The 14,122-nt window shown below is 32.7% G+C and carries 10 protein-coding genes; 5 read left to right on the top strand and 5 right to left on the bottom strand.

What is annotated here, in order from left to right:
• Complete coding sequence (locus E9099_RS05655; RefSeq protein ID WP_136582724.1) at positions 1-780, top strand: nitrilase family protein; 780 nt, start codon at positions 1-3, stop codon at positions 778-780.
• Here the strand turns inward: E9099_RS05655 and E9099_RS05650 are convergent.
• Positions 767-2,380 carry an Ig-like domain-containing protein gene (locus E9099_RS05650; RefSeq protein ID WP_136582723.1) on the bottom strand — a complete coding sequence of 538 codons (1,614 nt, stop codon included), beginning with the start codon at positions 2,378-2,380 and terminating at the stop codon, positions 767-769. The genes E9099_RS05655 and E9099_RS05650 overlap by 14 nt on opposite strands.
• A gap of 57 nt (positions 2,381-2,437) precedes the next feature.
• Entirely contained in the window at positions 2,438-3,121 is a 684-nt protein-coding gene (locus tag E9099_RS05645) for a ComF family protein (protein WP_136582722.1), read from the bottom strand.
• Positions 3,122-3,281: 160 nt separating this feature from the next.
• On the opposite strand from E9099_RS05645, the gene E9099_RS05640 reads away from it, so the two are divergent.
• The 4 genes from E9099_RS05640 (at position 3,282) to E9099_RS05625 (ending at position 7,514) form a co-directional block, all read left to right on the top strand.
• On the top strand, positions 3,282-4,190 hold the full coding sequence (locus E9099_RS05640; protein ID WP_136582721.1) for a hypothetical protein: 909 nt from the start codon (positions 3,282-3,284) through the stop codon (positions 4,188-4,190).
• A 157-nt stretch (positions 4,191-4,347) separates the two neighbouring features.
• A complete protein-coding gene (locus E9099_RS05635; protein WP_136582720.1) occupies positions 4,348-5,253 on the top strand; it encodes a hypothetical protein in 906 nt (301 codons plus the stop codon).
• A 113-nt stretch (positions 5,254-5,366) separates the two neighbouring features.
• Entirely contained in the window at positions 5,367-5,924 is a 558-nt protein-coding gene (locus E9099_RS05630; protein ID WP_136582719.1) for a class I SAM-dependent methyltransferase, read from the top strand.
• 48 nt (positions 5,925-5,972) lie between these two features.
• Entirely contained in the window at positions 5,973-7,514 is a 1,542-nt protein-coding gene (locus tag E9099_RS05625; protein ID WP_136582718.1) for a glycine--tRNA ligase, read from the top strand.
• 650 nt (positions 7,515-8,164) lie between these two features.
• Here E9099_RS05625 and E9099_RS05620 read toward each other — a convergent pair.
• The 3 genes from E9099_RS05620 to E9099_RS05610 form a co-directional block, all read right to left on the bottom strand.
• A complete protein-coding gene (locus E9099_RS05620) occupies positions 8,165-9,310 on the bottom strand; it encodes an efflux RND transporter periplasmic adaptor subunit (protein ID WP_136582717.1) in 1,146 nt (381 codons plus the stop codon).
• Between the two features lie 4 nt (positions 9,311-9,314).
• Positions 9,315-13,628 (bottom strand): CusA/CzcA family heavy metal efflux RND transporter, encoded by a 4,314-nt coding sequence (locus E9099_RS05615; protein WP_136582716.1) that lies wholly within the window; start codon positions 13,626-13,628, stop codon positions 9,315-9,317.
• A gap of 66 nt (positions 13,629-13,694) precedes the next feature.
• Positions 13,695-14,084, bottom strand: a complete 390-nt coding sequence (locus E9099_RS05610) for a hypothetical protein (protein WP_136582715.1) — start codon at positions 14,082-14,084, stop codon at positions 13,695-13,697.
• Between the last annotated feature and the right edge of the window lie 38 nt (positions 14,085-14,122).

Below are 14,122 nucleotides of genomic sequence, written 5' to 3'. Positions count from 1 at the left end.
TTGAATACACTATTACATATTGCAATTATTCAGTCTAATTTGATTTGGGAAAATCCTGCTCAAAATAGGCTGAATTTTATGCAAAAAATCGAAGAACTAGATACTAATGTTGATCTTATCATATTACCAGAAATGTTTACTTCTGGTTTTACAATGTCTCCAGAGGTTGTGGCAGAAACAATGGATGGTATTACTATCCAATGGATGTTGTCATTGGCTAGTCGCAAAGCTACTGCAATTGTGGGTAGCTTGGTCATTAAAGAAAATGATAACTATTACAACCGTTTAGTTTTTGTACACCCCAATGGTGTTATAGATAGTTATAACAAACGTCATACATTTACCTTAGCAGGAGAAGATAAAGTTTATACAAAAGGCGAAGCGCAATTAATTGTAAATTATAAAGGGTTTAAAATTAAACCGCTTGTTTGTTACGATTTACGTTTTCCGGTTTGGTCTAGGTTAGCGGATAATTATGATATCTTGATATACGTTGCTAATTGGCCAACAAAACGTATTTTGGCTTGGGATACTTTGCTGCAAGCAAGAGCTATTGAAAATATGAGCTATTGCATTGGTGTAAACAGAGTAGGGTTAGATGCTAATAATTATCATTATCCCGGACACTCCACAGTGTATAGTGCTTTAGGTGAAAAACTAACAGATATAAAGCCTGATTTAGAAGGTGTTTTGTTAGTTACTCTAAGTAAATCACATATTGAAACGACTAGAAATAAGTTAAGATTTTTAGACGATAAAGACTTGTTTAGTCTAGAATAAAATCAATAATCACTTCCCATCCAGATCTTATCTCCTCAAGTTTTTTTGTATAACTTACACGTTCTGCTTGTGTTTGTTTAAGGAAGTTTCCAGGGTCATATTTTCCGTTTTTATTAGAGTCAAAAATAACTCTAACGTAATATTCTCCCGGTTTTAAATAATAAAAATCTATTGGTGCTGCTTTTGTAACATACTCTTCGTATTTGACATCTCCTGTTGTATTAACAAATTGCACAATTAAAGGGTATTCTGCATTCTTAATATTAACTCTAGCGTTACCAAGTCCTGATTCTTTTGCGGTTCTTAAATTATAGCTTAAAGTATCGTTGGCGGTGTTGAAAAAGTCAGTAACTGTATTTGGTAGTAACTGTACTTTATAAACATTGTCTTCTGTTTTATCAAAAACAACTTCTATAGTGTTCTGTAGTGTATCTAACTTAGTTGTAAACGCTACGCTTGTAGAGTCTTTGTCTAAGATATTCATTTTAGTTTTATCAAATGTAGTGATAGGAATATTTGCCGATATTTTTAAGGTTTCAAAGAAGTCAATAGTACTGCTTGGATTAGTCTTTAGTAATAACGAATCTCTCTTGTTGTCTTTGATTCTAACTGTAAACGTGTCAATAATAGTTTTATTTGTAACTTTAAATATTAACGAGTCTACCTCTAATTTTGGTTTGTAGTAATAATTTAAAGTATCTGTTTTTTCGTCCTTAAAATAACGGTAGTCATAATCTGAAGGGGCGTCAGATAATAAATCGATGGACATGCTTTTGTAATCGTCCCCCTGAAAACCAAAAGCTATTTTTTCTCCAGAAACTAACCTTGGTTTTTCTGCTTTGTAATCTACTGTTTCTTTAAATAATTTTAATTTGTAAAAAGCAGAAGTGTCGCTTGATACCGTTATAAAATCTTCGTAAAACCCTATTTTATCAGATTTTTGTTCAAACTTATTATTAGAGTTATTATCTTTTAAAGCAACAAGTTTATAAAGACCAGCTTTTAAATTTTCAATTTTAAAATTAGTGGTGCTATCTAAAGTGTTAGTAATGTATTTTGGATTTTCTTTATAGACAATAGAATCTGTATAAGTGGAGTCTGCTTCATATAAGTGCACCGAAATAAAAGGATCTGTTTGCCTTTTGATGGCATCCATTACGCTTCCTTTTACGGATAATGAATCGATATGGCTCCCTGTGGAAAAGACATATCTATAGTAAGGGTAAGGATTTTCTTCGTTGTTGTCTACAATGCTATTCCCAAAATTAATAGCGTAGGTCGTATTGGGTTGTAATGTGTCAGAAATTTTTATCGTCACATATTTGCTAGCTGTTCCTAAAGGTGTAATATCAGGAGTCTGCTTCATTGGCGGAGATATAACCAGCTGTTTGGTTAGGTCTTTGGTTTTAACATACTCATCAAAATAAATTCTAATCTCTTTACTATTAAAGTTTGTAGAATAGTTTTCTGGAATTGTTTTAAGAATAACAGGTGGCGTTATATCCTTCTCTCCCCCAGAAATATTTCCTCTATTTGCACAATTAATAAAAGTCAGTGCTAAAACACTATAAAAACAAAAATTTAAGAGACGGTTTTGCATATAATTTTGAATGAAGTTACAAATTAACAACATATTTATCTTTTAACGAAAAATGGGCTATGCTATTGCTATTGCGGCAACACTTATTTTTATATTTTTAGCTTTATTCAGTTCTAAAATACAGGCTTCTAATGTATTTCCAGTGGTGATAATATCATCGACCAAAAGGATATGTTTGTTTTCAAGCTTATGTAAGTGGGTTATAGAAAAGGTTTCGTTATTTAGTTGCCATCTTTCAAGTCTTGTTTTGCTGGCTTGAGACGAAGTACTAGTGGTTATTTTGGTAAGTAAATCTTCCGAGTATACAATATCTAAGGCTTTGGCTATATTTTGACCGAATTTAGTAACTTGATTGTAGCCTCTTTTTTTTAATTTTTTAGGATATAATGGCACAGGGATTACCAAGTCTACTGTTTTGTAGTCCTCGCAAGCGCTAAGTTCTTCGCCTAGCCATTGTCCGAAAAAGTCACTAACGGCTTCGTTTTGTCCGTATTTTAATTGGTGAAGCAAGTGTTGTACAATTCCTTTTTTTTCGAATCTTAATAACGCAGTAGCTGCTTCAATTTGTGCACGGCCATAAAAAATATTTTTTACGAACGGATCATTGTTTTTGTGAAAATTAGTTATTGGTAAAACATGTCTACAATCGGTACATAAAAAGACTTCGTTATCAGATAAGTGATTTTTACAAGCATTACAAACCTTGGGAAAAAATAGATTAATTAATGCTTCTAAGTTCATAAAAAAAAATAGTTTTACAGGTCTGTTTTGTTGGATTAGTAACCGATAATCCGTTTTAAAAGCATCATTATTAGCTTTGACCGAAATTTTAATCAAGTTATCGAAAATTTCTTACATATAGATTTATTAGTAATAGTTTTGTATCAAAATAATAAACTAAATGATTGTAAGATCCCAAGTCTATAGTCTAAGGTTCGTTATTGTTGTACTTTCAACATTAATATGTGCTTTAGGTTATTACAGTTACACTAATTATACTTCTTTAAACGAGTATCATGAATTCTTATTGAATGAGAATGCTTCAGTAGAAGCAGAGCTTAATCAAATGGTTTTGAATTATGACATGTTGCAAGTGGATAACAGGGATTTGCAGGCCAGGTTAGATGATTCTAAACTTAGAATTTCTCGTATTTTGGATTCTGTTAAATACTTAAAGCCAGATGTGTATCTTGTGGCGCATTATAAGAAACAATTAGAGGTTTTAAAGGACGAAAACAATAAAATATATCTTCTAGTAGAGGAGTTAAATGCAGAGAATGTGTTTTTGAAAGAGGAAGCTATTCGTGTTAATACAGAGCTAGATCAGACTATTTATGTTTCTAAATCTTTGAAGACCGAGAATTCTACATTGTCTAGAATTAATGATAAGTTTGAGCGTCAAATAAATAAGGCAAAAGCTTTAAGTGTTAAAAATGTGATGACGGAAGGTGTTAGACGTGTGACCAATAGTGGTAGAATTAAAAGTACACTAACGGCAAAACGCGCTAGAAAAATAAATGTGTGTTTTACAGTTCCAGAAAATAAATTTGCGGCTAAAGGAAAAAAAGAATTGTACATTCAAATTCTCGATCCATCTAATAATGTCGTGGGAGATAGAGGTGTTATTAATGTTGGAGAACAGTCTTTGATTTTTAGCGAGCAATTAGTCGTGGATTATGATAATGTTAGTTTGCAAGAATGTGTTTTTATAGAACCTTTGCCAGGTGAGCCTTTTCAAAAAGGAACCTATTTTGTGTCAATTTATCATGAAAACACGTTAATAGGTAAAACGACTATGGAACTTAAGTAAGGGTTTAGTCTCAGGGTTATATAACTAATTATAAGTGGATTGCTACAAGTGATTTTTTCTCTATTGTTTTAGTTAAACATTTTTTTTGCCTCTTTATCGATTATAAATACATTCTTAACTATTTATTCAATAGTTTTAGCATGAAATTAATTGAATAATGATTGTTATCCCGCATACTTACAACTATAGATTAATAATTGGTTCCTTGGTTGTCGCTTTTGTAGTCTTAGGCTCATATAGTTATATTAACTATGATAAGTTGGAAGATTATACGTCTTACGTTGCACAAGAAAAGAAACTTTTAGAGAATGAATTGTCAGAAATGATAACGCGTTATGATAAGGTTCAAGTTGATAGTGAATCGCTAAATATTAAGTTAGAGCAATCTAAATTTAAAATAGAACGCATTTTAGATTCGGTAAAAACATTACAACCAAGTACTGCTTTATTAGACTTGTATCGATCAAAAATCAAGCTTTTACAAAAAGAAAAGGAAGAGGTGTTAAGTCTGGTGTCTAAGCTTAAAAAAGAAAATGAACAGTTAGCTTTAAAAGCAAATAAAGTTGAACAAGATCTTGTAGGCGTTAAAAGTATTAGTAGCGCTTTAAAAGTAAAGAATAAAGGTTTAGCTTCTGTTAATAACACATTGTCTAAAAAAATAGAAGACGCTAGTCATCTAAAAATAGAAGCATTAAATGCAGAGGCAGTTAAGCGGATAACAAAAAAACGAATTGTAAGTACAAGTAAGTCGCATAAAGCAAACAAACTTCATGTAGAGTTTACTGTTTCTAAAAATAAGTTTGTAGAAGAAGGAGAAAAAGATATTTATATACAAATATTAAATCCCAATAATAATGTTATTGCAGATGAAGGAGTGGTTTCGTTTGGTAAACAATCTTTAATTTACAGTAAAAAAATTAAGTTAGACTATAAAAATGAGGATGTGGACCTTGACGCAATTATCATTACAGATGTAGACCAACCTTTAACTCAAGGTATTTATTTTGTAAATATTTTTTGTGACAACACTAGGCTCGGAACGACCTCAATAACACTTCAATAGCGTTATTTTTGTTGTAAATAATAACATTGTATGTGTATTGGTTTTATATTTGCTAATACGTGAATAAATAAATATCTTATATTCGTTTAAATTATCTCTAAAACGCTTTTTTTTTGAACAAAATTAATTTTTTAAAAGAATCACTAAAAACCTTAAAAACGTCTGGGACATTATTTCCTAGTTCTAGATTTTTAGCCTCAAAATTATTAAAAGAGATAGAATTTAGTACTGCTAAATTAATCGTTGAGTTTGGACCTGGAAATGGTGTAATTACAAAGGAAATCTTGAAAAGATTACAGCCAGATGCAACACTTATTACTTTCGAAATAAATGATGTTTTTTACAAAGCATTATTAAAAATAGAGGATTCTAGATTAATTGTTTCAAATCAATCTGCAGATAAGGTTCTGGACGTCATAAAGCAACATGGTTTTGAATCTACGGATTATATTGTTTCTAGCTTACCTTTAACTAATATTCCTAAACCAATTACAGAAGTTATACTGGATAGCGCCTTTAAATGTTTAAACTCCAAAGGTTATTTTTCTCAGTTTCAATATAGTTTAACCTACTATGCTGCTTTAAAAGAAAAGTTTAATGGTAATGTTGCTTTAGGATTCGAGCCTTTAAACGCTCCACCTGCTTTTGTTTATACTTGTCAAAAAGACTAATCGTTTTTTGGTTGTACACTTTTATTTATCGTTTATCTTTGTACTATTATGGCAAACAACGACGATCAATTTAAAAAAGTAATCTCTCACGCAAAGGAGTATGGTTACGTATTCCAAAGTAGCGAAATCTACGATGGACTTAGCGCAGTTTACGACTACGCTCAAAACGGAGCAGAATTAAAGAAAAACATACGCGACTACTGGTGGAAAGCAATGGTGCAAATGCATGATAATATTGTAGGTATTGATGCTGCAATATTTATGCATCCAACCACTTGGAAAGCCTCAGGACACGTCGATGCATTTAGTGATCCTTTAATTGATAATAAAGATTCTAAAAAGCGTTACAGAGCTGATGTTTTGGTGGAAGATTACTGCCTTAAAATAGAATCTAAAATAGATAAAGAGGTTGCTAAAGCTGCAAAACGTTTTGGTGAGTCTTTTAATAAAGAAGAATTTCTAGCAACTAACGGAAGGGTTTTAGGATATCAAGAAAAAATTGATACCATCTTAAAACGTTTAGGCAAATCTTTAGAAGCGGAAGATTTAGCGGATGTTAAAGCATTAATCGAAGAGTTAGAAATAGCTTGTCCTTTAAGCGGAAGCAGAAACTGGACGGATGTTAAGCAATTTAATCTAATGTTTGGTACCAAGCTTGGTGCGACAGCAGAGACTGCAATGGACTTGTATTTACGTCCAGAAACAGCACAAGGTATATTTGTAAACTTCTTGAATGTTCAAAAAACGGGAAGAATGAAAATTCCTTTCGGAATTGCACAAACAGGTAAAGCCTTTAGAAATGAAATTGTTGCAAGACAATTTATTTTTAGAATGCGTGAGTTTGAACAAATGGAAATGCAATTTTTTATCAAGCCAGGAACACAGCAAAAATGGTTCGAGCACTGGAAAGAAACAAGAATGAAATGGCATCTTTCTTTAGGAATGGGACAAGATAATTACCGTTTTCATGACCATGAAAAATTAGCGCATTATGCAGATGCAGCAACAGATATAGAATTTAAATTTCCTTTCGGATTTAAAGAATTAGAAGGAATACACTCACGTACAGATTTTGATTTAAAACAACATGAAGAGTTTTCTGGTAAAAAGCTTCAGTATTTTGATCACGAAGAAAATAAAAGTTACACACCGTATGTTTTAGAAACTTCTATTGGTTTAGATCGTATGTTTTTAGCAGTATTTTCTAATGCTTTAGTTGAAGAAGAATTAGATAACAATACAACAAGAACCGTTTTAAAATTACCCGCAGTTTTAGCTCCTGTAAAAGCAGCTGTTTTTCCTTTAGTGAAAAAGGATGGTTTACCAGAGGTGGCAAAAGAAATTGTTGAAGACTTGAAATGGGACTTTAATGTGTTTTATGACGAAAAAGATGCAGTTGGTAAGCGTTATAGACGTCAGGATGCTAATGGTACACCATTTTGTATTACAGTAGATCACCAAACGTTAGAAGATAAAACAGTTACTATTCGTCATAGAGATACAATGGATCAAAGACGTGTTGCTATTTCAGAGCTTAAAGAGATCATCAAAAAAGAAGTTGATGTTAAAGAGTGGTTAATGAAAATGTAACGACGCATTGCTTTTGAAGAAAAGGAATTAACAAATACCAAAAAGACCCAAACTTTCAAGTTTGGGTCTTTTTTTTTTCTTAGTATTAGTTGTGTTATCGGTAAAAAATGAACGTTAGATTAAACGTTCTTTATAAGTACAAAGCGTTCAAAATAAACACTGTGATTGAGGCTTCATGAGACAAGACGGCTATTCTAATATTAGTTAATCCAAGAATTGTAATAGTAACAACACTTAAGCTAATAAAAATATTGTCCTTTATAATACGTTTAGACGCTCTGCTTAATCCAATAGAAAAGGAGTTTTTCTATTTTATCAGACATTTACGCAACGTCTACAGTTTCTATAGCTGCTGCTCCATGAGGAAGTAAAGCCATTGCTGGAACCTTATGGACGTTATCTCCAATCATTGCAATTTTGCGTCCGCTGCTAATTAATTTTAAATAGCTTTGACTTTGTCTTCTGGTAATAAATGTCCTTTTGCCTCTGTTATACCTATTTATTTTGCAATAGTATCACCAACATTTTAATGCGCTTCTGTTGGCATAATCGTGCGTTTTAGACCTAGTAGCTCTAAGTACTTTTTAAAGTGCTGTCTGCTGTTTGTCCGTTGTTATTATGGTTTTACATAGTAGTTGTTTAAGTCTTAATTAATGATTATGCCCACCGGCACTCTCGTTTAATAGCATACTATTTCCTTTTACTAGAATTTGTTTATCTTTTAAAAGGCTAGCGTTTAAAATTTCAACAGTGTTTTCTGTTTGCTTTCCAAGCTCTAATTTAACTTTTTCTAAATGAAACTCGTCTCCATGTGCTTCTTCTAAAACTAAAACATAAAAGTCATTTCCAACCTCAATAATAGCTTCTTTAGGCAGTCCAATACTTTTGATGCTATTAATAATAATATCAGCATCAACAAACATTCCAACAATAAAGTTTTCTTTGTCATTGTCTACGTGTCCATGTACTTTTACACGTCTAGTTTGCTCGTCAATAGTGGTTCCTACCAAATGCACTTCTGCTTCAAAGGTTTTGTCCGAAGCTTCAGGAATTTTAAACAGGATTTTTTGATCTTTTTTAATTTGCATAATGTCTTTTTCGAAGACTGATAACTCTAAGTGAATATGGTCAATATCTACAATTTCCATGATAACATCGCTAGGCGAAACATAGGTTCCGTTACTAATATTAACCTTTGTAACATGACCAGAAATTGGGGCGTATAAATTTATAGTGGAAGAAATACGTCCTTGCTCCACGCTACTCGGATTGATATTTAGCATTTGTAATTTTTTACGCAGTCCATTATAATGTGCACGGTTACTTTTATACGCACTTTCAGCTTTTAAGTAGTTTTTTTCTGAAGTAATTTTTTCTTCAAACAATGTTTTTTGTCTGTTATATTCAGATTTTAAGTAATTTAATTGTTCTGAAACTTCTAAATAATTTTGCTGAATCTCAACAAATTCCGGATTTTTCAAGGTGACTAAAAGTTGTCCTTTTTTTACGCTATCTCCAATTAGCAATGGTGTTTTGGTAATATAGCCTCCACTAAAAGTAGAAATGCTTGATTTGTTGTGTGGTGGTACATCAATCATTCCGTTTACTTTTACGGTTTCGTTAAAATCGTATTCGTTTAATGTTCCAAAAGCCATTTTTTCACCTTCAAACTGTGCTTTTGTAATGGTTATGTCGTCATTGTGTGTTTCTGTTTCAGGAACTAGTTCTGTTGTTTTTTCTGAATTTCCGCAGGCTACTAAAACCAGTGAAAATAATAGGATATATATCTTGTTCATCTCTTTATAGTGTTAAATGATTGATGGTAATTACGGTTTGATTGTATTGGTTTAATTGCTCTAAATAGCTAAGCTGAATATCTTTCGCGGTTTCTAAACTTTGGATGTATTGAAAGAAATCAATTTCACCTTCTTTAAAAGTTCTATTTGCTGTTTTTATTATTTCTTCGGAAAGTGTTTGTCCTTGCGTTTCGTAATAATTAATAGCATCTTCATATTGTTGAAGCTTTGCCAGTAACGATTGATATTCTGCATTTATTTTAGCTTGATAATCTTGTTTTTGTTCTACAATAATGTCTTGTGCAATTTTTGAAGCTTTAATTTTTGAACGTTGACCGCCAAATAAAATAGGAATTTTAAGACCTAGTTGATAGCCTTTAATATTATCGTTTAGAGTACTGTTTGTACCTTGAAAGTATTCCGCATTTAAATCTGGAAGTAAACTTTGTTTTTCTAATTTAGTTTGTGCTTTTTGATAATTAATAGCCGCGTCAAAAACGGATAATCCTACATTTTGATTAGCAGATAATTGTTCTATTTCTAGCTTTTGAAGCAAACTGTCTTCAGTAGTAATAGAATCTACTTGGATCATTTTTTTAAGCTGTTCGTTATATAAGGTCACCTCTTGAAGGGATTGTTTATATTGTGTTTCCAACTGTTTCTGTTTGGACTGTGCTGTTATCATTTCCAGATAATTAGTTTCGCCTAACTCAAAACGACGCTTTGCTTTTTGTGCAAAATCGTGATATAAGCTATCTAAATACTTATAATTTTTGGCTTTGTTTTTAGCATAACTTAACTGGTAATAATTAGCGTACACTTGTTTTTTTAATTGCTGTATTTGTAAACTAAAATTAGCTTCTTGTAAACTTACTTTAGACTCGTTTACTTTCTTTTGAGCAAAATATACCGTTGGAAATTTAAAGTCTTGAGAGATACCAAAAACTTTAAGAGGCTCATTGTTTACTGCTAAATTACTTTCGTCATAATTATAATAAACGCTCGTTTTATCAAACGTAAAAGCTGAGCCAACTAGAGCGTTAGATTTGTCAGTTTTTAAGTTTTCAGCTTTTAAATTCGCATTATTTTCAATTGCTAATGCTATCGTTTGTTCAATGTTTAAGGGCTTGTTTTGTGCTTGAATATTAAAAGTAAAAAGCAAAATAAGTATTGTAGTTATTGATTTCTTACTGATTTTAAGCGCTTTTTTTTCTTCGTACCAAGCATATAAAACAGGTAATACAACTAAAGTTAGTAAAGTTGCAGTAAGCAAACCACCAATAACAACCGTTGCTAAAGGGCGTTGTACTTCTGCGCCAGCATTTGTAGAAATAGCCATAGGTAAAAAACCTAAAGCTGCAGCTGCTGCTGTAAGTAAAACGGGGCGTAAACGTTCTGTGGTTCCTTTTTTAATACGTTCGTTTATGTTACTAAAACCTTCTGCTTTAAGCGCTTTAAAATGCTCGATTAATACAATTCCGTTTAGTACGGCAATTCCAAATAATGCAATAAAGCCAACGCCTGCAGATATGCTAAAAGGTAAATCTCTAGCCCATAATAATAGTATACCACCAACTGCGGATAATGGAATTGCAGAATACACGATTAGTGCTTCTTTTACGGAGTTAAATGCAAAATAGAGTAGAATAAAAATTAAAACTAAAGCCAATGGAACGGCTAATAATAAGCGGTCTTTTGCACTTTGAAGGTTTTCAAATTGTCCGCCATACGTAATACTGTAACCAACAGGTAGCTTTAACTTACTGTCTATAATGTTTTGCACGTCATTTACTACAGATTGTAAATCTCTGTTTCTAACATTTACACCAACTACAATGCGACGTTTAGTATCATCTCTAGATATTTGGGCAGGGCCAGTTGTATAGGTTATTTCTGCTAATTCGTTAAGCGGAATTTTATTGCCGTTAGGGGTGTCGATGTATAGGTTTTCTAGACTTCCTATATCTTTTCTGTTGTTTTCTTTTAAACGTAGGACCAAGTCGAAACGTTTCTCGCCTTCAAAAACACTTCCAGCTGTTTTTCCAGCAAATCCCATAGAGATAACATCATTTAAATCTGATATATTAAGTCCATATCGTGCAATTTTAATTCTGTTGAATTTTACACTCATTTGAGGTAAGCCTTCTACTTTTTCAACCGAAAGATCTACAGCGCCTTCAACGTTTTCAATAAGTTCTTTGATTTCATTTGCTTTGCTTGCTAATATCGATAAGTCATCACCAAAAATTTTAATGGCTACATCTGCACGAACTCCAGTAACAAGCTCGTTAAATCGCATTTCTATAGGTTGTGTAAATTCAACTTCCATGCCTGGAATTATGGTTAGAGCTTCTTTAAATTTATCTGCTAACGCGTCTTTGTTTTTAGCAGAAGTCCATTCGTTTTTAGGCTTAAGCTTTATAATTACATCGCTTTGCTCCATGGACATGGGGTCTGTTGGTACTTCTGCAGCTCCAATCCTACTGACTACTTGGTCTACTTCAGGAAAGTTGTCTAGTAGGATTTGTTCTATTCTAGTAGTGATTTCTATGGTTTTGCCTAGTGACGTTCCTGTTTTTAAAACCGGTTGAATAACAAAATCACCTTCATCTAAAGTGGGTATAAATTCGCCACCCATTCTACTAAAAACATAAATACTAGAGGTTAGTAATAATGCTGATAATACAACAACTATTCTTTTATTAGACAATGCCCAATTAATAATAGGTTGGTAGCCTTTATTTAAAAAAGCCATTAATCTAACCGAAATGTTTTTTGCAGACTGTGTACTAGGTTTTAAAAACAAGGATGAGACTACGGGAACATAGGTTAAGCATAAAATCATGGCGCCAATTAAAGCAAAGCTGAACGTCATTGCCATAGGCTTAAACATTTTTCCTTCAATACCACTTAAAGACAGAATTGGAATAAACACGATTAAGATTATTAATTGACCAAAAATCGCTGAATTCATCATTTTTGATGCGCTTTTTAGTGTTATTTGGTCAATTTCTGCTTGTTTTTCGGTTTTATTAATTTCAGAAAGATGCGATGCTTTGGACATGATTTGAAACGCAATAAACTCGACAATAATAACTGCGCCATCAATGATAATTCCAAAATCGATAGCGCCTAAACTCATTAAGTTAGCATCGACACCAAATTGACGCATCAATATAATGGCAAACATTAAGCTTAACGGGATAACAGAAGCTACGACCAAACCAGAGCGCCAATTACCAAGTAGTAAGACGACCACGAAAATAACGATTAGCGATCCCAGTATTAGGTTTTCGGCAACGGTGAATGTTGTTTTTGCAATCAGTTCGCTTCGTTCTAAAAAGCCATTTATATACACACCTTCTGGTAATGTGCTCTGTATGGATGCGACACGTTTTTTAACAGTATCAATAACTTCTTTAGAGTTGCCATCTTTAAGCATCATGATTTGTCCTAATACTTTTTCGCCTTCACCATTTCCTGTAATGGCTCCAAAACGTGTGGCGCTTCCAAAGCCAACAGTAGCCACGTCTTTTATGTATATTGGTGAGCCATCATTTTTAACAACACTATTTTCTATATCTTCTAGTGAGCCAACTAGACCTTCGCCACGAATAAAAAAAGCTTTGTCATTTTTTTCAATATAACCACCACCAGAAACACTGTTGTTTTTTTCTAAAGCTTCGTAAATTTCTGCAATAGAAATGTTCATGGCAGTAAGCTTGTTGGGATTTATAGCAACCTCATATTGCTTTAAAAATCCGCCCCAAGTATTCACTTCAACTACGCCAGGAATTCCGGACAATTGACGCTTTACAATCCAATCTTGGATGGTACGTAGATCCATTGTGCTGTATTGGTCTTTGTAGCCCGGTTTGACATCTAATATGTATTGGTAAATCTCGCCCAACCCAGTGGTTATAGGTCCCATTTCGGGTGTGCCAAAACCTTCTGGGATTTGTTCGGAAGCCGATTTAATTTTTTCGGCAATAAGCTGTCTAGGTAAAAAGGTTCCCATGTCGTCATTAAAAACGATGGTTACCACAGACAGTCCAAACTTTGAAACAGAACGAATCTCTTCTACTCCAGGTAAATTAGCCATTTCTAACTCTACAGGATAGGTTATAAATTGCTCTACATCTTGCGTAGATAAGTTTTGCGATGTTGTAATAACCTGTACTTGGTTATTGGTAATATCTGGCACTGCGCCAATTGGTATTTTAGTTAACGAAAAAAGACCAAAGCCTATAATAAAGGCTGTAAATAGAAATATGATCAGCTTATTTTTTAAGCTGAATCTTATGATGTTTTCTAACATAATTCATAAAAATTAAGAAATAATAAATACCTGTTTGAAGTAAACAGGGTTAAGATCTAAATCGAATTATGCGTGCTTGGGCGGCTGAAAAATAGAAGTTTTTTCAGAGTCTGTTATAGTTTCGTTGTAGTGAAAGTTAAAAGGGATTTCAATAAATTCGTACTGGTTAAGTTCAAAATTATTTGCAATACTTATAAAAGAGGTGTTGATGTGCGTACACATGTGATGATTATCCTTAAACGGAAGGTCTTTGTGTTCTTTATGATCATTATCATGCGTATCTCTAGCATCTCCATAATGTTCTGCTAAAAACTGAAAAAACGTATCACCATACATTTCTTCATGAAATTCGGCATGTTCTAACAACACACTAAAGTTAGAAATATCTTCCAAGTTTATGTTGAAACTCTGAATGAGAATCAAAAGTGAATAGGTGATGGCTAAAATTTTGCTCATAATTATATACAAATTTACACAATTAGAAGTGTCAATAG

This window comes from Psychroserpens sp. NJDZ02, assembly GCF_004843725.1.
In the GTDB taxonomy this organism is placed as follows: domain Bacteria; phylum Bacteroidota; class Bacteroidia; order Flavobacteriales; family Flavobacteriaceae; genus Olleya.
Note: the sequence above shows the minus strand (reverse complement) of the source record. Positions and strands in the feature narration are given on the sequence as shown.